Annotated in this window: 17 protein-coding genes; 7 read left to right on the plus strand and 10 right to left on the minus strand. The window is 71.6% G+C overall.

Annotated features, from left to right (window positions below):
• Positions 1 to 332: 332 nt before the first annotated feature.
• Genes OG562_RS03845 through OG562_RS03860 form a run of 4 tightly spaced genes read right to left on the minus strand, consistent with a single transcriptional unit; the run spans position 333 to position 6139 of the window.
• Positions 333 to 1862, minus strand: a complete 1530-nt coding sequence (locus tag OG562_RS03845; RefSeq protein WP_266393592.1) for a cell wall metabolism sensor histidine kinase WalK — start codon at positions 1860 to 1862, stop codon at positions 333 to 335.
• Entirely contained in the window at positions 1859 to 2611 is a 753-nt protein-coding gene (locus OG562_RS03850) for a response regulator transcription factor (RefSeq protein WP_266393593.1), read from the minus strand. Before OG562_RS03850 ends, OG562_RS03845 begins: the two co-directional genes overlap by 4 nt.
• A 30-nt stretch (positions 2612 to 2641) precedes the next feature.
• Positions 2642 to 4831 carry a glycosyltransferase family 39 protein gene (locus tag OG562_RS03855; protein ID WP_266393594.1) on the minus strand — a complete coding sequence of 730 codons (2190 nt, stop codon included), beginning with the start codon at positions 4829 to 4831 and terminating at the stop codon, positions 2642 to 2644.
• Between the two features lie 33 nt (positions 4832 to 4864).
• Positions 4865 to 6139 (minus strand): glycosyltransferase, encoded by a 1275-nt coding sequence (locus tag OG562_RS03860; RefSeq protein ID WP_266393596.1) that lies wholly within the window; start codon positions 6137 to 6139, stop codon positions 4865 to 4867.
• Positions 6140 to 7029: 890 nt separating this feature from the next.
• On the opposite strand from OG562_RS03860, the gene OG562_RS03865 reads away from it, so the two are divergent.
• Positions 7030 to 7671, plus strand: coding sequence for a TetR/AcrR family transcriptional regulator (locus OG562_RS03865; RefSeq protein ID WP_266393598.1), 642 nt, complete (start codon positions 7030 to 7032; stop codon positions 7669 to 7671).
• 52 nt (positions 7672 to 7723) lie between these two features.
• On the opposite strand, the gene OG562_RS03870 is transcribed toward OG562_RS03865, so the two are convergent.
• From OG562_RS03870 to OG562_RS03880, 3 genes are read right to left on the minus strand one after another with little or no spacing between them, the layout of a single operon-like run.
• On the minus strand, positions 7724 to 8167 hold the full coding sequence (locus OG562_RS03870; protein ID WP_266393600.1) for a nuclear transport factor 2 family protein: 444 nt from the start codon (positions 8165 to 8167) through the stop codon (positions 7724 to 7726).
• Positions 8164 to 9129: a PDR/VanB family oxidoreductase gene (locus OG562_RS03875; protein ID WP_266393602.1), complete on the minus strand. Its 966-nt coding sequence runs from the start codon at positions 9127 to 9129 to the stop codon at positions 8164 to 8166. The genes OG562_RS03870 and OG562_RS03875 overlap by 4 nt, the downstream gene beginning before the upstream one ends.
• Positions 9130 to 9136: 7 nt before the next feature.
• Positions 9137 to 10435: a Rieske 2Fe-2S domain-containing protein gene (locus OG562_RS03880; protein ID WP_266393604.1), complete on the minus strand. Its 1299-nt coding sequence runs from the start codon at positions 10433 to 10435 to the stop codon at positions 9137 to 9139.
• Positions 10436 to 10913: 478 nt separating this feature from the next.
• Between OG562_RS03880 and OG562_RS03885 the strand changes: the two genes are divergently transcribed.
• From OG562_RS03885 to OG562_RS03905, 5 genes are read left to right on the plus strand one after another with little or no spacing between them, the layout of a single operon-like run.
• Positions 10914 to 12575 carry a GMC family oxidoreductase gene (locus OG562_RS03885; protein WP_266393606.1) on the plus strand — a complete coding sequence of 554 codons (1662 nt, stop codon included), beginning with the start codon at positions 10914 to 10916 and terminating at the stop codon, positions 12573 to 12575.
• Positions 12572 to 12994, plus strand: coding sequence for a heme-binding protein (locus OG562_RS03890; protein ID WP_266393608.1), 423 nt, complete (start codon positions 12572 to 12574; stop codon positions 12992 to 12994). Before OG562_RS03885 ends, OG562_RS03890 begins: the two co-directional genes overlap by 4 nt.
• 37 nt (positions 12995 to 13031) lie before the next feature.
• The gene (locus OG562_RS03895; protein WP_266393610.1) at positions 13032 to 14108 is read left to right on the plus strand and encodes an amidohydrolase family protein; all 1077 of its coding nucleotides are present in this window, start codon (positions 13032 to 13034) and stop codon (positions 14106 to 14108) included.
• Positions 14105 to 14503 carry a metal-sulfur cluster assembly factor gene (locus tag OG562_RS03900; protein ID WP_266393613.1) on the plus strand — a complete coding sequence of 133 codons (399 nt, stop codon included), beginning with the start codon at positions 14105 to 14107 and terminating at the stop codon, positions 14501 to 14503. Before OG562_RS03895 ends, OG562_RS03900 begins: the two co-directional genes overlap by 4 nt.
• Positions 14493 to 15506 (plus strand): alpha/beta hydrolase, encoded by a 1014-nt coding sequence (locus OG562_RS03905; RefSeq protein ID WP_266393615.1) that lies wholly within the window; start codon positions 14493 to 14495, stop codon positions 15504 to 15506. The genes OG562_RS03900 and OG562_RS03905 overlap by 11 nt, the downstream gene beginning before the upstream one ends.
• 298 nt (positions 15507 to 15804) lie before the next feature.
• On the opposite strand, the gene OG562_RS03910 is transcribed toward OG562_RS03905, so the two are convergent.
• Genes OG562_RS03910 through OG562_RS03920 form a run of 3 tightly spaced genes read right to left on the minus strand, consistent with a single transcriptional unit; the run spans position 15805 to position 18361 of the window.
• The gene (locus tag OG562_RS03910) at positions 15805 to 16467 is read right to left on the minus strand and encodes a 3-oxoacid CoA-transferase subunit B (protein WP_266393617.1); all 663 of its coding nucleotides are present in this window, start codon (positions 16465 to 16467) and stop codon (positions 15805 to 15807) included.
• On the minus strand, positions 16464 to 17159 hold the full coding sequence (locus OG562_RS03915; protein WP_266393619.1) for a 3-oxoacid CoA-transferase subunit A: 696 nt from the start codon (positions 17157 to 17159) through the stop codon (positions 16464 to 16466). The genes OG562_RS03910 and OG562_RS03915 overlap by 4 nt, the downstream gene beginning before the upstream one ends.
• The gene (locus OG562_RS03920; protein WP_266393623.1) at positions 17156 to 18361 is read right to left on the minus strand and encodes a thiolase family protein; all 1206 of its coding nucleotides are present in this window, start codon (positions 18359 to 18361) and stop codon (positions 17156 to 17158) included. Before OG562_RS03920 ends, OG562_RS03915 begins: the two co-directional genes overlap by 4 nt.
• Before the next feature lie 71 nt (positions 18362 to 18432).
• Here OG562_RS03920 and OG562_RS03925 point away from each other — a divergent pair, with 71 nt between their 5' ends.
• On the plus strand, positions 18433 to 19314 hold the full coding sequence (locus tag OG562_RS03925; RefSeq protein WP_266393625.1) for a LysR family transcriptional regulator: 882 nt from the start codon (positions 18433 to 18435) through the stop codon (positions 19312 to 19314).
• Positions 19315 to 19593 lie beyond the last annotated feature (279 nt).

Consider the following 19593-nt stretch of genomic DNA (forward strand, 5'->3'; position numbering starts at 1 on the left):
GTATCCGGCAGGTGTGGGTCGTCCGGAAGTTCCGGACACCCCACACCCTTGTCGTTCTCGGCCTGTGGCTGCCGGACGGTGTGCCGCCGGGGACCGGTACGGCGTCCCCAGAAGAGGGGGCGGATTCGTACGCCGGGTACAGGCCTCCACGGCAGAGCGACGACATCCCCGTGCGGAGTTCTCCACGGCTCCCTGGATTGGCTGGCGCGGATGGCGGGCCGCGTCTGGGCGCTGGACGTCCGGGACGCGCTCCGGGAGGTCGCCCAAAGGCTTGATGCATCTGGGCCACAGCGCCCGCCGCAGAGGTGATCCGTCAGGGGAGGGACGTCGCTTCAGGCAGACCGGTCGGTTTCGACCAGCGGGAGGACCAGCCGGAACGTGCACCCCTCGCCTGGTGCGGTGTCCAACTCGAGTCGGCCGCCGTGTCCCTGGGCGATCGCGGTGGCGATGGCGAGACCGAGGCCGCTGCCTCCGTGGTCGCGGGAGCGGGAGGGGTCGACACGGTAGAAGCGCTCGAAGACCCGCTCGGCCTCCTCCGGCGACAGTCCGGGGCCCTGGTCGACGACGGCGATGACGCAGACCGGCGTGCCCTCGACGAGGGGCGGGAAGGCGCTGGTCCGGCCGGGGCGGTCGGTGCCGCCCGTCTCCGCTCCCGCGCGGGTGGTGCCCACCCGTACGTCCACGGGGGTAGCGGGGGGCGTGTGGACGAGTGCGTTGGAGAGGAGGTTGTTGACGACCTGGAGCAGGCGGTCGGGATCTCCCACGGTCTCCACGACGTCGAGTTCGGCGTCCTCCACCTGCTCGTCGAGCGGGCTGAGCGTGACGCGGTGCTCGCCACCGGCGCGTACGGCCGCGGCGCTGACCGCGTCGGCCGCGAGGGACAGCAGGTCGACGGGGTCGGTGCGGTACGTCGGTTCCTGGTCGAGTCTGGCGAGCAGCAGCAGGTCGTCGACGAGGAGGTTCATGCGCTCGGCGTTCCTGGCGACCTGCTCGTCGGCCTCCCTGCGCTGGGCGGCGGGGCGGTCCGGATGGCGCAGTGCCAGCTGGGCGAAGCCCTGGATGGAGGTGAGCGGGGTGCGCAGCTCATGGCCGGCGTCAGCGACGAAGCGGCGCAGCCGGGCCTCCGAGAACTCCCGCTGCTGTAGGGCCTGTTGAAGCCGCTCGAGCATGTCGTTCAGTACGGTGCTCAGTCTGCCGGTCTCGGTGCGCGGGTCGGTGTCGGGCAGCCGCAGGCTGAGGTGCCCGGCCCTGATGTCCTGGGCCGTGTTCTCCATCCGGGTCAGCGGAAGCAGGCCGAGGCGCACCACCCACCGGCCGACGGCGATCAACCCGACCACGGCCGCCGCGAGGATGCCCGCGTTGAGGGCCAGGAGCTTGGACATCACCTCGTCCGCTGTGTCGAGCGGCAGGGCCACCACGAAGGTGGTTCGCTGGACCGGACCGTCCTTCCACAGCACCCTCCAGTGACCGTCACCGGACTCGGCGGGGACCGTGGCCTGGCGCCCCTCCCGCAGGTGCAGTTCGCTCGTCGACCGTGGGAGCTTCGGCCCCGGTTTCTGCCCACCTCCCAGGGTTCCCCGCTCTTCGCCCGAGGCCGAGTAGAAGGTGACCCGGAAGTCCGAGGGCAGCGTGACGGAGTCGGGGGCCGGTCTGCTGGGCAGCGCGTCGCGGTCGGCGAAAGCCTGGTCCGGGAGGATGAACTCCGCCAGCTGCTGGTCGACCCGGTTCAGCAGCCAGGAGTGCAGAACCAGAACCCCGGTGCTCTGCGCGGTGAGGACGGCGGCCGCGGCGAGCAGGGTCACGCCCCACACCAGGCGGCCGCGCAGCGAACGGGGCCGCCTGGTCCACTGGCCGGCGATCACCGGTCGGCCCCCGCACCCTGCTGGTCCCGGGGGAGCCGCAGGCAGTAGCCGACTCCGCGGACGGTGTGCAGCAGGGGCGGGTCGAAACGGTCGATCTTGCGACGCAGGTACTTGACGTAGGTCTCCACGATGCGACCGTCGCCGGCGAAGTCGTACCCCCACACATGGTTGAGGATCTTGGTCTTGCTCAGTACGTGGTTGGTGTTCTCCATCAGGTAGACGAGCAGGTTGAACTCGGTCGGTGACAGCGGGACGTACTCGCCGGCCCGGTGCACTTCGTGGGCGTTCTCGTCGAGCTCCAGGTCGGCGAAGCGCAGGATTCCGCTCTCGGCGCCCTCCGTACCGGACGGGTGGTCGGGGTCCGTCCGGCGCAGGATGGCGCGGATCCGCAGCAGCACCTCCTCGATGCTGAACGGCTTGGTCACGTAGTCGTCGCCGCCGGCGGTCAGGCCCGCGATGCGGTCGGCGACCTCACCGCGGGCTGTGAGGAACAGCACCGGTGTCCGGTCGCCCACCGCCCGCAGGCTGCGGGTGACCGCGAGACCGTCCAGATCGGGCAGCATCACATCCAGCAGGATCAGATCGGGGAGGAGACTCTCGACGTCCCGCAGGGCGTCCCGCCCGGTGGCGGCACTGGCGACCTCGTAGCCGGACAGCCGCAGCGCCGACTCCAGCAGCATGCGGATGCCCGGGTCGTCCTCGACCACCAGGAGGCGGTGCGGGGCGGAGGCGGCAGGCGATTCGGGCATGGTGCGGTGTGATCCGTTCTGCCGCTGCTGTTACTTCGTCGTGCTCTCGGCGGCGCAGTCGTACAAGGTCGTGCCGGTACGGCCCATCATGCCGCCCGCGGCCGAGCCGGAGCCGCTGGTGCTGCCGCCGTACTCCTTGGCCGGGACCTTGGTGCAGTTCTCGGTGATCCAGGTCGACCGCTGGGAGGCCGCGCTGTCCGCGCCGCCCATCATGGCGCCCAGGCCGCCGGAGGAGTCGGAGCCCAGGACGTAGCGCAGTTCGCCGTTCCTGGTCCACTTCCGCAGCTGCCGTACGGAGGGTGCGTCGTCGCTGCCGATGAAGCCGCCCATGCCGATGACCGTGGCGTCGCTGTTCAGGATGAACGTGGCAGCGCCCGTGGCTCCGCCCTCGACCGCGAGGGTGATGCGGGCATCGCCGGAGTGCTCGGTGGCGTAGTCGAGGATCTTGCGCTGGTCGGAGGTGAGGGTGGTGCCGCCGCCCAGGCCGCCGAAGCCGCCGGGCGCTCCGGAGCCTCCCCCCGCGGAGCCACCTCCGGTTCCGGGGAAGGACGGCATCACGCCGCCCGATCCCGAGCCCGAGCCCCAACCGCCGCCTCCGCCGGGCATTCCCGAGGCGCCTGCGCCGGATCCTTCCGGCATCTCGAAGCCTTCAGGCAACTCGAAGCCACCGCCGCCACCGCCGGACGACCGCCCCGTCCCGAAGGACGTCGTCAACGGCCCGGCCGTCGGATTGGCCCCGCCCATCGCCGATCCGGACCCGCCGGGCACACTCACCGCCCACGCGCCCGGCGCGAACAGCACCGCCAGCAGTGCTCCGCCCAGGGCGACCGGAACAAGCCGTACCGCCCACAGCGCGGCGACCAGCAGTCCGACGGCGACCAGTCCCAGGAGCAGGACCACCCACGCCAGCCACCCGTGCCAGGACGGCACCCGGCGGATCACGACGGCGGCCCAGCCCACGGTCACCAGCACGGTCCCGGCGCCGACGGGCAGCGCCCAGCGCCCGCCCGCCCGGTGCGCCCGCACCAGCGCCGTCGCCAGACCCGCGGTCAACGCGGCGACGGCAGGCGCGAGTTGGGTCGTGTAGTACGGGTGGAAGGTGCCCTCCTGGGTGGAATACACCAGGCCGCACACCACCAGCCAGGTGCCCCACAGCACCCACCCGGAACCTGCCAGGGCCTCGCCCGCCGAGCTCTTGCCGCGTCGGCGCAGCACCGCCCCGGCCACGGCGACGGCCAGCGCCACGGCGCTCACCGACAGCAGCCAGCTGATCTGCCCGGCCACCTGGTCGTTGAACAGGCGCAGCAGCCCGGCCTCGCCACCGAAGGCGCCGCCGATGTTCCCCATGCCGCCGCTCGAGCTCTCGCTCTCGCCGAAGATCCGACCGAGTCCGTTGTAGCCGGTCACCAGGTCCCAGGCGCCGCCGTCGGTGCTGCCGCCGATGTAGGGCTGCCCGCCCGGCCACCAGGCGACCATCGCCACCCACCACAGCGAGGAGACCGCGCACACGGCACCGGCGATCAACAACCGCCCGACACGCGCGAGCCAAGACCCGGTCGCGCCGACCAGCCAGGCCGCCGTGAGGGCCGGGAGCACCATCCAGGCCGCCATCATCTTCGCGAGGAACCCGCAGCCGATCAGGAACCCGCTCGCACACAGCCACCAGGTGCCGCGCCGACCCGCGTCGCTCTGCAGGGCTCGGGTCAGGGCGTAGACCGCGGCGACCAGGAACAGCACGAGCAGCGAGTCGGGGTTGTTGTCGCGGTTGATGGCCACGGTGATCGGCGTCAGGGTCATCACCAGCGCCGCGAGCAGCGCCGCGCCCTCGCCCGCCCAGCGCCGGACCGTGCGGTGCAGCACGAAGACGGCAGCGACGCCCTCCACGACCTGGGGCAGGATCAGCGACCACCCGTGCAGACCGAAGATCTTGCTACTGACGACCTGCGGCCACAGCGCGGCCGGCGGCTTGTCGACGGTGACGACTCCGGCGGGATCGAAGGAGCCGAACAGGAAGTTCGTCCAGTTGCGGCCCATCGACTTCACCGCGGCCGAGTAGTAGCTGTTGCCCCAGCCGAGGGAGCCGAGTGCCCAGCCGTAGAGCAGAGCGGACAGGAGCAGGATCGTTCCCAGGGCGGCAGGGGCCGCCCAGCCCGGCAGGGAACGGCTCGTGACGGGGAGGCGCGGGTCGGTGCTCGACCGCGCCTCGGCAGTATGGGTCATGGGGGAATTCGCTCTCGGAGTGGGGGACGGAGATCAGGACGCGCGGCGGCGGAACACGGCCAGCCGCAGCACCAGGAAGCGGACGGCGGTCACCAGAACCGAGGAGCCGGCGAGCACGAGGGTCTCGGCGGCAGCCGTCGCGTCGGGTACGGCGTCCCGGAACAGCAGCACGGCCGCCGAGGTGACCAGGTAGCCGACGACGAACAGCGCTCCGGCACCCAGATGGGCGCGTCCGGCTCCGATGCCGTCTGCGGAGTGGCGGAAGGTGAGGCGGCGGTTGGCCTCGGTGTTGAGGAGCGTGAGCACCAGCAGGGACACGAAGTTGGCCGCAGCAGGCTGCCACCAGCCCCGCAACAGCCAGTACAGGAGGGCCTGTCCCGCGGTCGAGGCGATCCCGATGACGGCGAAGCAGCCTATCTGCCAGGTGAGTTGGGAGCGTGCGGCGTCCGGGGCGAGCACGGCGTCGGGGTGCTCGGCGGCGGGCTCCGGGCGGCGCGGCACCGGAACGCTGGCGGCGCCCGACGCCTTGAGCCGGGCCATGCGCCACAGCCCCTTGAGGTCGTCGGTGGCGGTGCCGACGACGTCCACCCGGGTGTCGACGTCCTCCACCCAGTCGACGGGGACCTCGTGGATGCGCAGTCCGTTGTGCTCGGCGAGCAGCAGCAGTTCGGTGTCGAAGAACCAGGCGTCGTCCTGGGTCTTGGCCAGCAGCGGCCGCAGGACGTCGGTGCGGGCGGCCTTGAATCCGCACTGGGCGTCGCTGAAGCGGGCGCCGTGGGTGCGGCGGATCAGCGCGTTGTAGCAGCGGGAGATCAGCTCGCGGCGTGGGCCGCGCACCGTACGGGCGCCGGGCGCGAGACGGCTGCCGACGGCGAGGTCGGAATGGCCGCTGGCCAGCGGGGCGATCAGGGGCAGCAGACCGTCGAGACCGGTGGACAGGTCGACGTCCATGTAGACGACGATGTCGGCGTCGCTCGTCCCCCACACGGTGCGCAGCGCCAGACCGCGGCCCTTGCGCTCCATATGGACGACACCGACACCAGGCAGCTCGTCGGCGAGCTCCTCGGCCACAGCGAGGGTGCAGTCGACGCTGGCGTTGTCAGCGACGGTGATGCGCCAGGGATAGGGCAGTTCGTCGCACAGCCGGGCGTGCAGGGTGCGGAGGCAGCCGGGCAGGGCCCGTTCCTCGTTGTAGACGGGGATGACGATCTCTACGGTCGGCGTCCGCGTGGTGGTCGAGCCATTGGCGGCCGGGACCGGCAGCTGAAAACGCCGAGCCGTACGCAGGCCACTGCTTGTATGCGTCATGGGTTCCTCAGGCGGTGGGGGGTCGGTGGGGCGGCTCCCGCGCGCGCCCACGTTCCGGCGGCGCGCATGGTCGACTCTGACCGGCGCGGCAGGGGAAACGCGGGGAAAAAGCTGGGAACTGACGGGGAGTCCGCTGTCAGTCCGCCCGTCGGATGACGGCGGAGGACGCCCTCGATCCTGGCCGTACGACCTGGGAGGCCGAGGTCAGCCGCCCGGGAATCAGCCGAGAGGACACTGTGCCCCGGCTACGCCGTGGAGCGGCGGGCCCGCTGGGATCACGAGCGGCGCCTTCGACGAGGTGATTGCGGATGCGGTGAAGGACGGCGACGACCCCGCCGTCGTCGCCAAAGTGATCGTCACTGCGGCCACCGGGCATTCTGTGGGCAGCGCTCCGTCTCGTCGACATCGTCGACCCCGTGGAGTCGCCATGTTCGGCCTGACGACAGAGCGCACAGGCAGTGCGCCGTAGCGCCCCCTGATCGATCAAACGGTTCGAGCAGCAGCCCGCCGACACGCGGACGCCCGACGGCCGCGTCATCGACGACGTGTGGAGCCGGATGCGCTTCGACATCGTCCGGTGGCTTTCGGTGGCGCCGGCGAGGCCGGTTGGATCACTCCGGGGCGGGGTCATCCGGGGGTGCCGGGTGGCTCGGCGGAAGTCGACGACGAGCTTTGGGCGGCGATCCAGCCACTGCTGCCCCGCCGACCCACGACCGTTGCCGCGGCGGTGAGCACAACGGACGCCGCAAGTAGTTGGCCTGTCCAACAAGGCCGCCGGTAAGGTCGTCCATGTGACAGGGGAAGAGGCGACACCAGGAAAGTCGGGAGCGGCGTCCGGCAGGCAGCAGCGCCGGAGGCACCCCGATGATCCCGGTCGTCAGCGCGACCCGGTGGGCACCCGGCGGGCCATTCTGGCCGCCGCCGGCGCGGAGTTCGCCGCCCACGGTTTCGACGGGGCCCGGGTCGTGCGGATCGCGGAGTCGGCCGGCGTCAGCCATCAGCTGATCACCTACTACTTCGGGGGCAAACGCGGGCTGTACGAGGCGCTGAGCGATCAGTGGCTCGAGGAGTCCATGCGCGTCAGCCAGGCCCGTACCTTCGCGGATGCCGCGCGGCGCTACGTCCACTGGGCCCATGAGGACCCCGCGTGGGTGCACACGCTGACGCGCGAAGAGCCCGGCACGCGCCCGCCCGCCGAGGACGAGCGGGCCGCCGAGCTGTTCAAGCACGTCGAGGAACTCCGCGCCCGGCAGGCGCGCGGTGAATTCCGGAGCGACCTCGACGTGGGAGCCGTGGCCCTCGTCTTCTTCGCCGCCTCGATCGCTCCGGTGGCCATCCCGTGGATCGCCCGTGAACTCGGCCAACAGGACCCAGAATCACCGGAGTTCATCGACCACTACGCGGAGCAGGTGGGCCGGATCGTCTCCGCGCTCGCCGAAGCGACAACAGCGACACAGACGGCACAGGCGGCACAGGCGGCACAGGCGGCACAGGACGAGAGCTCGCCGGTGGACGGCGAGCCCCAGGACTGACGACCACCGGATCCCCGACCGGATCCCTGGGTTCCGGGAGTCCGTGCGCCGCTCAGCCGGGCGGCAGCCGCCGGGCCATCTGGAGGTGCGCCAGCTGCCGGCCGCCCGACGGGGAGCGCACCCAGACCCGAGTGACGGCGGCCTGGATGACGAACGGGGTGAGCTCGGGCACGAAGGCGACCCGCATCTCCTGCAGGCAGCTGACCACGGCCGTGGTGCCGAAGCGCTGGACGGTCACGTCATGGGTGTCCACCTGACTGGTACGCCCCAGGCGTGCCGCGTACCGCAGCCAGTCGTCGACGCCGTGGATGTGGCCCACCGCCGAGTGCACGATCACGCAGTCGGGATGCATCAGGGCGCGGAGCGCCGGTTCCGGGTCCGGGAGGGTCTGTGCGACGAGCCAGGCGGCCTCGGCCTCCTCGACCGTGGCGGGAGCGGAGGCGGGGACGGGGGCAGCGGCGGCGAGGTCTTTTGCCGCGGTCGATGAGGTGGTCACAGCTCCAGCTCCAGGATCGGGGACTTCGACCGGGACGAGCACGGGGTGAACAGACCCTCCCCGCGCTCCTCGTCGGTCAGGACGTCGTCCCGGTGGTCGGGCTCACCGGCGCGCACCCGCACGATGCATTCGCCGCAGATGCCCTGTCCGCACGAGTTGGGCGCCTCGACGCCGTTCGCCAGCAGGACGTCCAGGACGCTCTGGTCCTCGGGAACGAGGTACTCCGCTCCCGTGGAGGACAGGCGCACGGTGAATCCGCCCTCCCCTCCCCCGCCGGGCTCGGCCGCGACCGGGGGCGAGGCGCTGAAGCGCTCCTTGTGCAGGGCGGACGCGGGCCATCCGAGCTCGGCCGCCCGCCCCAGCGCGTAGTCCATGAAGCCGCCGGGGCCGCAGACGTAGACCGCGGTCCCGGGAGCGGGGTCCCCCAAGTCGCTTCCCAGATCCAAGCGTTGCTCCGGGGGCTCGTCGTCGAAGTGGAGGGTGACCCGTGGGTGGTGCTCCAGGTCGGCGAGGAAGGCGGCCTCGCTCCGGCTGCGGGCGCAGTAGTGCAGGTGGTAGTCGCCCCCGGTGGCGTCGAGGCTCTGGGCCATCGACAGCAGCGGGGTGATGCCGATGCCGCCCGCGAGAAGCACGTGCCGACGCGCGGACGTCAGGCCGAAGCGGTTGCGCGGCGCCGCGATGCGCAGGGTGTCGCCCTCGGCGAGGGCGTGCATGGCGCGTGAACCGCCGCGCGAGGCGGGCTCGTCGAGGACCGCGAGCCGGTACTGCTTGCGGATGCCCGGTGGTCCGCACAGGGAGTACTGCCGGATCAGCCCCGCCGTACCGACCTGTACGTCGATGTGGGCGCCCGGCTCGTACTCCCACAGCTCGTCGCCGTCGGCCCGGGCGAGGTCGAAGACCGCGATTCTCGGCGTGGCGTCGTACCGGGCCACGACGACCGCGTCCGTCCAGGTGGTGCTCACGCTTCGGTCACGCCCCTGCCGCCGTGGGCGCTGCCGCCCGGTCCGTCCCCGTGGGCGCCTCCGGCCGGGTGACGAGGCCGGCCTCCACACGGCGGACCGGCTCGCCGGGGGCGGCGACGCCGAGCGGGGTGCGTCCGGCCTCGACGTCGTCCAGCATGGTGCGCAGCATGCGCCGGAGCATGACAACGCCCCTGTCGGACGGCGCCAGGGTCTCTTCGGAGTGCTGGGTAATGGGACCCTGTGACCACTGGGCCTCGTAGTCGCCGGGAAAGCGCTGTTTCTCCTCCTCGCTCAGCTGCCAGCCGTCCTTGCCGTTCTGCTTGATGCCGAACATGAAGGACGTGGCCCGCTCGGGGTCTGCGGAGCGGATGGAGAAGACCAGCCGGTGGTGGGTGTCGTCGGCGGGGACGACCCAGATCAGCATGTCGTTGCGGACGTCGGGGGTCGAGCGGATGAAGTCGGGCAGGGCGATGATGTTGGGCAGCATGCACTCCACCGACCACTCCAGGTCGACGGGTGCGCCACCGTCGCCCTTGGTGTCCTGGTAGCGCCAGACGTACTTCACGCCGTTGTCGGTGCGGTGGTAGGTGGTGCGCTCGGCGGCGGTGCGGTGGTCGTAGTAGTGCTCGGGGAAGCCGGTCGTGCCGGTGCCCTGGAACTGGAACCCGCTGTGGTTGGAGTGCAGCCACGCGGCGTGGACGGGGTCGACGGCGTTCTCGAACAGCTGGAGCCAGTTGTAGTCCTGCTCCAGGCCGATGACCTCGGCGCCGGGCACCATCCAGCTGGTGTGGTAGCTCTCGCCCTCGCCCAGGGGTTCGAGGCTGTCGTAGTGCGGCAGCGGGGGCTTGAGCTCGGGCGGGCCCATGTAGACGAAGACCAGGCCGTAGGCCTCCTCCACCGGATACCACGGCTGACGTGCGAGATTGCGGCGCTTGCCGCCGTCGGGTTCGCAGGCCTGGTCCAGGCAGCGGCCCTGCACGTCGAACTTCCAGCCGTGGTAGCAGCAGCGGATGCCGTCCTCCTCGACGCGGCCGTAGAAGAGGCTGCTGCCGCGGTGCGCGCACCGCTCGAAGACGACGCCGGGGCGGCCCTGGCCGTCCCGGAAGACGATCAGGTTCTCGCCCAGCAGGCGCACGCGGTGCGGAACGTCGCTGGTCAGGGCGGTGGAGCTGGCGATCGGCTGCCAGTGGCGGCGCAGCGCCTCGCCCATCGGGGCGCCGGGGCCGACCTCGGTCAGGCGGGCGTCGTGGGAGGAGGGCTTACGGCCGTAGCCGGTTCCCGTGTCGGGCTCGGTCGGGTCGGTCATGTGGACCATCTCCTCGGCGTTGAGGCAGGGGGACGCGTGTACGAGGGCCGTTCGAGGGGTCGGACAGTCCGCGGTCGAGGCTGCTTCGCGCTGTCGCGAGGCGTTGCGGTGCGAGTGTGCGGCGGCTCTCCGGCACCCTCGGGCAGAGGGACGGACAGGGGCGGACGGGCACGGCGAGCGGTGTGTGCCCCTGAGGCGTTTCATGCCGTTGTACGGCCCTGATGAAAAACTGTCAATGGCTCCGACCTGCTTTGATGAATTACTTGCAGCCCCCTGTCGGATCGCCGGACGCCCTTGTTACGGTGACCCGGCACCGAGGTGACGCCCCGCTCGCGGACTTGGCCGCACCTCGTGACAACACCTGAGAACGTGCCGAGCCGGCGACCGCCTCCCCGCGATTTTCCGCAGCTCCTCCAGCGCGCGTTCGCTCCAGAGCCGAAGGAGACGAGATGTCCGGACCCAGCGCAGGACCCTCCGTATGAGCGCCGGGCACGGCGCCGAGTACGACTACGTCGTCGTCGGCGCGGGTACGGCCGGCTGCGTCCTCGCCGCGCGCCTGTCCGCGGCCACCGGGACACGGGTGCTGCTGATCGAGGCCGGCCCGCCCGCGGACCGCGGTCTGCTCGTTCAACTCCCCCTCGGGGTCGGGCTGCTGTCGGGACGCAAGGACATCGGCTGGGGTTACGAGTCGGAGCCCGAGCCGGGCCTGAACGGCAGGCGTATCCCGGTCCCGCGTGGCCGGCTGGTCGGCGGCACCGGATCGGTCAACGGCTCGACCCATGTCCGCGCGCACCGCCTCGACTACGACGACTGGGTCACGTCCGGTGCGAAGGGCTGGGGTTGGGATGACCTGCTGCCGTACTTCCGCCGCTCGGAGAGCAGTTGGCGCGGGGACACCGAGCACCACGGCGGGTACGGACCCGTCACCGTGTCGACCACGGTCCGGCGAGGTCCCTTCGGCCGCCGTCTGGACCGCGCCGCCCGATCGCTGGGCATCGAGTTCCCCGACGACACCCAGAGCGGGGACCCCACCGGAGCAGGCCAGGTCGAGAACGCCATCCACCGCGGGCGACGGCACAGCACCGCCGCCGCGTACCTGCGCCCCGCGCTGCGGCGACGCCCCGGCCTCGCCCTGCTCACCGGGGTGCTGGTGGACACGCTCGTGCTCGACCGGGGACGCGTGACGGGCGTCCGTGTCGTGAAGGGCGGACAGAGCCGGGTGATCCGGGCGGCCCACGAGGTCGTGGTCTGCGCGGGTGTCTACAACTCGCCGCAGCTGCTGATGCGTTCGGGCATCGGACCGGCGGATCACCTGCGCGAGCACGGCATCGAACCGGTGGCGGACCTGGCCGGCGTCGGCGCCAACCTCCAGGACCACCCGGCGGCCCCCGTGCTGTTCGACGTCAGGGATCCGGTGACCTTCCACGAGCACCTGCGCGTCGACCGCGCGGCAGTGGGCGCGCTCCGCTGGCTGCTCACGGGGAACGGTCCGCTGGCCGGGATGCCCGAGTTCCTCTCCGCCTACATTCGCACCCGCCCCGACCTGGACCGTCCCGACGGGTTCCTCGGCATCCTGGCCGGCGGTTTCGACGCCCGGCCGTGGTTCCCCGGCATCCGGCCGCTGAAGGACCGGCACTGCGTGGCCCTCAACGCCGTCGCGACCCCCCGCAGCCGCGGCGAGGTCAGGCTGGGCTCCGCCGACCCGGCCGCCCCGCCGCGGATCACGTTCAACCTGCTCACCGAGCCGGAGGACGTCGCCGCGCTGCGGGAGACCGTGCGCACCACGCTGGCCCTCCTGCGCAGCCCGGAGGTCTCCCCGATGATCCGGGCGGAGCTCGCGCCGGGCCCCGACGTGCGCACCGACGCCGACTTCGAGCGCTATCTGCGCGAGACCGGCTACTCCGCCAACCACGCCTGCGGCACGTGCGCCATCGGAACCTCCGAGACCGCGGTCGTCGACCCCGAGCTGCGGGTGCGCGGCATCGACGGACTGCGTGTCGTCGACGCGTCGGTGCTGCCGACCGTGCCCGGCGCGAACATCAACGCCACCGTCATCGCCGTGGCGGAGAAGGCCTCGGACCTGATCCGCGGGATCCCGGCAGCCTCCGGTGCCCCGCTCCGTGAGAGGACCGCGGGATGAGGGAACCACTGTCGTACGCCATCGCGCACAAGGCGGCCGAGGCCGCGCTGGACGCGGCCCGGGCCGAGGGGGCGCGGATCTGCGTGGCGGTCGTCAACCGCAGCGGCATCACCAAGGTGCTGCTCAGCGACGACGGAGTCGGCCCCATCGGGATCGAGACCGCGCGCCGCAAGGCCTACACCGCCGCCGTCACCGGCGTGCCGACCTCGAAGTTCGCCGCTTTCGCCGCGTCACCCGCGATGGCGGTCGCGCCCGTGCACCACGTCGACGCCGGCCTCCTCGCCGTACCGGGCGGGGTGCCCATCACCGTGGACGACGGCGAGGTCATCGGTGCCGTCGGCGTCGGCGGAGCCGACGCCGAGACCGACGAACGACTCGCCTCCCGCGCCCTGGAAAGCCTGAAGGACCTGACCGCGTGAGCGCCTCTGCCGCCCGTGACACCAAAGGAGAACGACCGTGATCGAGGACTTCCTCGTCGTCGAGGGCGTGGCCCACAACTACAACTTCCGGCCCGAGAACTGCGTCAACCCGCACATCGGAGCGGCCATCGGCGAGCACCTCTACGGCCTGCACAAGCGGGTCAGCGGCCCCGAATACACCCTCGAACGCTCCACCTACATGCAGGGCGCGGGCGCGGACATCATCGGCCGGGCCCTGCTCGCGGAGAGCCAGACCGACGTGATCGCCTACCACGAGACGCCCATCTACGGCCACTTCCGGGACGGGGGCTCGGCGCTGGGCTTCGGCCTTGAGATGCGCGAGAAGTGGCCGGAGCGCGTGCTGATCTACGGCGCGGTGTCCCCGCTGCACCCCGGCGCCCTGGACCGGGTGGACGAGCTGGTGGAGAAGCACCGGGTCAACGCCCTCAAGCTCTATCCGATCGACGTCGTCGAGGGCCGGGCGACCGCGCTGGACATGGGTGACCCGGAGATCTGCTTCCCGCTGTTGGAGCGGGCCCGGCAGCACGGTCTGAAGGTCGTGGCCATCCACAAGGCCCTCCCGGTCGGGCCCGGGCCGACCTCCGCCCTCGGGATGAGCGACGTGGAAGCCGCCGCGCTGGCCTTCCCCGACCTCACCTTCGAAGTCGTCCACGGCGGCATGGCCTTCGTCGAGGAGACGGCCCTTCAGCTGGAGTCCTTCCACAACATATGGGTCAACCTGGAGGCCACGTCGTTCATGGCGGTCTACGCGCCCCGCCGCTTCGCCCAGGCATTGGGTGCCTTCCTCCAGGCCGGCGCCGCCGAGCGGATCATCTGGGCGACCGGCTGCGACGCCGTCCACCCCCGGCCGGCGATCGAGGCGTTCTGGAACTTCGAGATGCCCCGTGACCTGATCGAGGAGTACGGGCTGCCCGAGCTCACCAAGGAGATCAAGGCCGGCATCCTCGGCCGCAACTTCCTGCGGATGCACGGAATCGACGAGAAGGACCTCCGCGAGCGCATCCGAGGCGACGAGTTCGACACCACCGAACTCCGGGAGCCGTGGGGCGGACGCGTCGCCCCGGTCGACGACGCGTTGGCCGGTGCCCGATGACGGTCACGGAAACCCAGGTCCGCGCGACGCTCAACGAGATCCTCGATCCGTGCAGCATCACCGCGGGAGTCCCCGCCGGGCTCGACGACATGGGACTCGTCGGTGACATTCGCGTACAGGACGACGGCGCCGGCGGTCAGCGCATCGCGGTCACCGTCGGCGTGACCGAGCCGAGCTGCGTGCTCATCGGCTCGTTCGCGACCGAGGCCCAGGTCCGGCTCACGGCTCTGCCCGGTGTCTCCGCGGTGGACGTGCGGCTGGCGGACGACTTCGACTGGACCCCGGACAGGCTCGCACCGCACTACCGGCAACGGCTCGACGAACACCGTGAACACAAGCGTCGTGCCCTCCCCCTTCTCGCCATGACCAGGACAGGACCAGCCGTTGACCAGTGAGACCCCACAGGAGCCGTACACCTCCGACCCGACGGCCGTGGCGGCGAACAACGCCGCGGTCATGGGCCGCTTCATGGAAGGGCTCAGCCGGGCACCGCTCCCGCCCGAGAGGGTCGACCCGACGTCCGTCCGGGTGGTGCGCGACATCGCGTACGGCGCGGCGCCGGGCGCGGAACTGCGGATGGATCTGTACCTGCCGACGACGTCCGCGACGGCTCCCACCCCCGTGATCGTATGGCTGCCGGGTGGCGGCTGGCGGCATCAGCGCCGGGGCTACGGGCCCCGCTTGACCCGGCTCTTCGCCGAACGCGGATACGCCATGGCGGACATCGAGTACCGCTCCTCCGAGGTCGCCGTCTGGCCCGCGCAACTGCACGACGTCCAGGACGCGTTGGGCCGCCTGCACGACCTCGCGGACACCCACGGCCTGGACCCGGCGTCGATCGGCCTGTGGGGCAGCTCGTCAGGCGCGCACCTCGCACTGCTCACGGCCTTCGCCACCGACGCCGACGGTTCCCCCGCGGTGCCCGGCGTACGCGCGGTGGTGGCGGGCTATCCCCCGACCGACCTGCTCCGGCTCAATGAGGACGCGCTGCCCGGTGGAATGCTGGGCGTGGATCCCTCCGATCCGGCGTGGGGTCTGCTGGGCGGCCGGCCGTCGGACCGGGCCGCCGCCGCGGTCGAGGCCAGCCCGGCCCGGCAGGCCCACCCGCGGGTGCCGCCCGTGCTGCTCCTGCACGGCGACGCCGACCTGCTCATCGGCCCGGCCCAGAGCCGCCGCCTCCACGACACCCTGGTCGCCGCGGGCGCCGAGTCCCATCTGCTGCTGGTGCACGGCGCCGACCACGGCCTCCTCAACACCGGCGCCTGGGAACTGAACCCCATGACGGCCACGGTGCGGTCCTCGCACTCGCCGGACGCCGAGGCCTCCGTGCGGCTGACCCCCCAGCTGATCGAGCGCTTCTTCGACCGCCACCTGCGAACGGACCCCTGGAACACCTGACCCACCACGGCGCCACGACGACATCGGCCGCGCTCCGCTGCCACCTCCGTGACTCACCTCCGGCTCACGGCATCGTGCGCTTCGTCATCACTCCAGGCGTCTTGTGCCGACGCGCTGTCCGGTTGCCGCTCGGCGTTGTCCACCACCTTTCGCGGCACGTGACAAGGGTCGGGGTCGGGACGACTCCGACCCTTGTCGACGCTGTTCAGCGGCCGGGAGAGCGGGGCCGGTCGGCCGGCCAGGTGGTCGCCTTCCGCCGGAACCCGGCACAGTCCGGGCGGTGCGGCAAGGAAGCGGTCTACGGCAGTTGAATGCCGAGTCGTCCTGCGATTTCGTGGGTGCTGACGCCGTAGGTCTCCCGGATCCGTACGCCGTCGGGGCCGACGTCGAAGACGCCGTGGTCGGTGTAGACGCGGCTGACGCAGCCGACGCCGGTGAGCGGGTAGGTGCACTGCGGCACGAGCTTGGGCTCACCGGAGCGGGTGAAGAGCGTCATCATCACGTAGACGTCCCTGGCGCCGATGGCGAGGTCCATGGCGCCGCCGACGGCTGGGATGTCGTCGGGCTTGCCGGTGGTCCAGTTGGCGAGGTCGCCGTCGAAGGCGACCTGGTAGGCCCCCAGGACGCAGACGTCGAGGTGCCCGCCGCGCATCATGGCGAAGGAGTCGGCGTGGTGGAAGTACGCCGCCCCGGGCAGCTCGGTCACCGGGACCTTGCCGGCGTTGGTCAGGTCGGGGTCGACCGCATCGCCCTCGGCCTTCGGGCCCATGTTGAGCATGCCGTTCTCGGTATGCAGCACCACCCCGGAGCCGGCCGGCAGATGGTCGGCGATCTTGGTGGGCCGGCCGATACCGAGGTTGACGAAGGAACCGGCCGGGATGTCACGTGCGATGACGGCGGCCAGTTCATCCATCGAGAGCCGGTGGTCGGCGCGCACCTGATCGCTTCGCGTGCTGGTCATCGTGCCCCCTGCACGGTGTAGTGACGGGCCTCGACCTGGACGACCCTGTCGACGTAGATGGACGGGGTGACGACGGCCTCGGGGTCGAGCTTTCCGGGCTCGACGACTTCGTCGACCTGGACGATGGTCGTCGTCGCGGCCGTGGCCATGACCGGTCCGAAGTTGCGGGCGGTCTTTCGGTACAAGAGGTTGCCCAGCGCGTCCGCGATGTGCGCACCGATCAGCGCGTAGTCGCCTTTGATGGGGTACTCCAGCAGGTACTTCCGGCCGTCGATCTCCCGCTCCTCCTTCCCCTCGGCCAGCGGAGTGCCGACCGCGGTCGGGCAGTAGAAGGCGCCGATACCGGCACCGGCCGCGCGCATCCGCTCGGCGAGGTTGCCCTGCGGCACCACCTCGAGTTCGATCTTCCCGGCGCGGTAGAGGCCGTCGAAGACCCAGGAGTCGGCCTGGCGCGGGAAGGAGCACAGCACCTTGCGCACCCGGCCCGCGGCCAGCAGCGCGGCCAGCCCGACCTCACCGTTGCCGGCGTTGTTGGACACGATCGTGAGGTCCTTCGCGCCCTGCCGGATGAGCGCGTCGATCAGGTCGAACGGCATCCCGGCCAGACCGAAGCCGCCGACGAGGATCGTGGACTCGTCTTCGATCCCGGCGACCGCGGCGTCGGTGCTTTCGAGGATTTCCGCCCGGCTCATCGGTCCGACCCCATGACATCGCAGTTCTCGAGCACGACGGCCAGGCCCTGACCGACCCCGATGCAGATCGCGGCGACGCCGTAGCGCTGCCTCGTCTCGCGCAGCACCTTGGCCAGCGTGGCGAGAACGCGGCCGCCCGAGGCGCCCAATGGGTGACCGATCGCGATGGCGCCGCCCTTCTGGTTGACGATGCCCGGGTCGACCTTCCACGCGTCGACGCACGCCAGCGACTGCACGGCGAAGGCCTCGTTGAGCTCGACCGCGCCCACCTGGTCCCAGCCGATCCCGGCCCGCGCCAGCGCACGGTTCGCGGCCTCGACGGGGGCGTAGCCGAAGGCCTGCGGCTCCAGCGCCATCACACCGCGGCCCGCGATACGGGCGATCGGGTCGGCCCCGATCACAGCCGCGGCCTTCTCGCTGCCCAACAGCACCGCGGAGGCACCGTCGTTGAGCGGGCTGGCGTTGCCCGCCGTGATGGTGCCGCCCTGCTCCGCCGTACGGAAGACCGGCCGCAGCCCGGCCAGGACCTCCGGCGTGGATCCGGCCCGGATGCCCTCGTCGCGCGCCAGGTCGACGCCTGCGACCGGCGCCACCAGGTCATCGTAAAAGCCCGATTCCCATGCCCGGTAGGCGAGTTGGTGGGAGCGGGCGGCGAACTCGTCCTGCCGCTCACGGGAGATCCCGAAGCGCTCCCGGAGCTGCTCGTTGGCCTCGCCGAGGCTCACCGTCCACTCCTTCGGCATCCGCGGGTTGACCAGCCGCCAGCCGAGCGTGGTCGAGACAGCGGTGACATCGCCGGCCGGGAACGGCATCGCCGACTTCGGCAGCACCCACGGTGCACGCGTCATCGACTCCACGCCGCCGGTCAGCACCACCTCGGCATCACCGGACTCGATCGTGCGACTGGCCGTCATCGCCGCGTCGAGGCTCGACCCGCACAGCCGGTTGACCGTGGTGCCGGGCACGCTCACCGGGAGACCGGCGAGCAGCGCCGCCATGCGGCCGACGTTGCGGTTCTCCTCGCCGGCGCCGTTGGCGTTGCCCCACACCACGTCGTCGATCGCGGCGGGGTCCAGGCCCGGCACCCGGGCGAGCGTCGAGGTGATCGCGGCGGCGGCGAGGTCGTCGGGGCGCACCCCGGCCAGTGCGCCGTTGAAGCGGCCGAACGGCGTGCGTGACGCGGCGTAGATGAAAGCGCTCATGGCAACGAAGCTAATCCCGGGCCACGATATTCTGAAGTACGCATATCCGAGCCGATTGATATGGACGACATATGGATCTGCGTCACCTGCGGTACTTCGTGGCGGTGGCCGAGGAGCGCCACTTCGGTCGCGCCGCCGAGCGGCTCCACATGGCCCAGCCGCCGCTCTCCCAGCAGATCCGCCAGCTCGAGACCGAGCTCGGCCTCGAGCTGCTCCACCGCACCACACGCCGGGTCGACCTCACCGAGGCCGGCCGGGCCTACCTCGAGCGGGCGCGCGCGATCCTCGCCGACGTCGACGAGGCCGCCCACCACGCACGGCTCGTCGCCGCCGGCTCGGTGGGCCACCTCGCGATCGGATGCGTGGGCTCGGCCACGTACAGCCTCCTGCCCGCACTCTCGCGGCGGCTCACGGAGGAGCTGCCCGGCGTCGACTTCTCCTTCCGCGGTGAGATGCTCGCCCCCGACCAGGTCGAGGCACTGCGCACCGGCGCGATCGATGTCGCCCTGCTGCGTCCTCCGGCGGCCGACCTCTCACTCACCGTGCGCACCCTGCGCCGGGACCGGCTCGTCGTCGCCGTACCGGTCGACCACCCACTGGCCCACCGTAAACGGCTGCGGGCAGCGGACCTGGCCGGTGCCGACCTGATCGTGCACTCCGCCGACCGCCGGTCGGTGATGTACGACGTGGTGCTGGGCCTTCTGCGCGACGCCGGTGTCGAGCCGCGCATCCGCCACGAGGTCGGCGAGACCTCGACGCTGGTCACGCTCGTGGCCGGCGGCCTCGGCGTCGCGGTCGTGCCCGAGCCGGTGACTGCGCTGGCGCTCGACGGCGTCACCTACCTGCCGTTGGCCGGCGCCGACGCCCGCGTGGAGCTGGCCGTCGCCCACCGCGCGGACCGCTCCGAGCCGCACCTGGCGCGCACCGTGGGGATCATCCAGGCGATGTTCTGAGGCGTCCACCGACGCCGGACAAGGCCCCCCGCTCGGCGCGACAACCCTGCCTGGCAACGTCGGGTGACTCAGTGGGCCCGGTGGGCGCCGGCCTGCGGAGCTGCCACCCCCATGGCCGTCCCTCCCCCTGGGCTCGGCCTTCACGGAAACTCATCCTCACCAGGAAGTCGCCGTGGCCGGTACGCGCCGCGGTCTCGTCGGGCAGCGTGAAGAGTCTGGCCCGGATCGACGCCTGTGGGATCAGCCTGCCGCTGAAGGAGCGGCCGGGTCGAGCTGCAC

It is taken from the genome of Streptomyces sp. NBC_01275 (genome assembly GCF_026340655.1).
Classification (GTDB): domain Bacteria; phylum Actinomycetota; class Actinomycetes; order Streptomycetales; family Streptomycetaceae; genus Streptomyces.

Bases quoted from the DNA above. Each gene is read 5' to 3' on its own strand.
- OG562_RS03880 (WP_266393604.1), bottom strand. From the start codon at position 10,435: ATGACCGACCCGACCGAGCCCGACACGGGAACCGGCTACGGCCGTAAG.
- OG562_RS03920 (WP_266393623.1), bottom strand. From the start codon at position 18,361: ATGAGCGCTTTCATCTACGCCGCGTCACGCACGCCGTTCGGCCGCTTC.
- OG562_RS03925 (WP_266393625.1), top strand. From the start codon at position 18,433: ATGGATCTGCGTCACCTGCGGTACTTCGTGGCGGTGGCCGAGGAGCGC.
- OG562_RS03860 (WP_266393596.1), bottom strand. From the start codon at position 6,139: ATGACGCATACAAGCAGTGGCCTGCGTACGGCTCGGCGTTTTCAGCTG.
- OG562_RS03855 (WP_266393594.1), bottom strand. From the start codon at position 4,831: ATGACCCATACTGCCGAGGCGCGGTCGAGCACCGACCCGCGCCTCCCC.
- OG562_RS03850 (WP_266393593.1), bottom strand. From the start codon at position 2,611: ATGCCCGAATCGCCTGCCGCCTCCGCCCCGCACCGCCTCCTGGTGGTC.
- OG562_RS03915 (WP_266393619.1), bottom strand. From the start codon at position 17,159: ATGAGCCGGGCGGAAATCCTCGAAAGCACCGACGCCGCGGTCGCCGGG.
- OG562_RS03885 (WP_266393606.1), top strand. From the start codon at position 10,914: ATGAGCGCCGGGCACGGCGCCGAGTACGACTACGTCGTCGTCGGCGCG.
- OG562_RS03900 (WP_266393613.1), top strand. From the start codon at position 14,105: ATGACGGTCACGGAAACCCAGGTCCGCGCGACGCTCAACGAGATCCTC.
- OG562_RS03910 (WP_266393617.1), bottom strand. From the start codon at position 16,467: ATGACCAGCACGCGAAGCGATCAGGTGCGCGCCGACCACCGGCTCTCG.
- OG562_RS03890 (WP_266393608.1), top strand. From the start codon at position 12,572: ATGAGGGAACCACTGTCGTACGCCATCGCGCACAAGGCGGCCGAGGCC.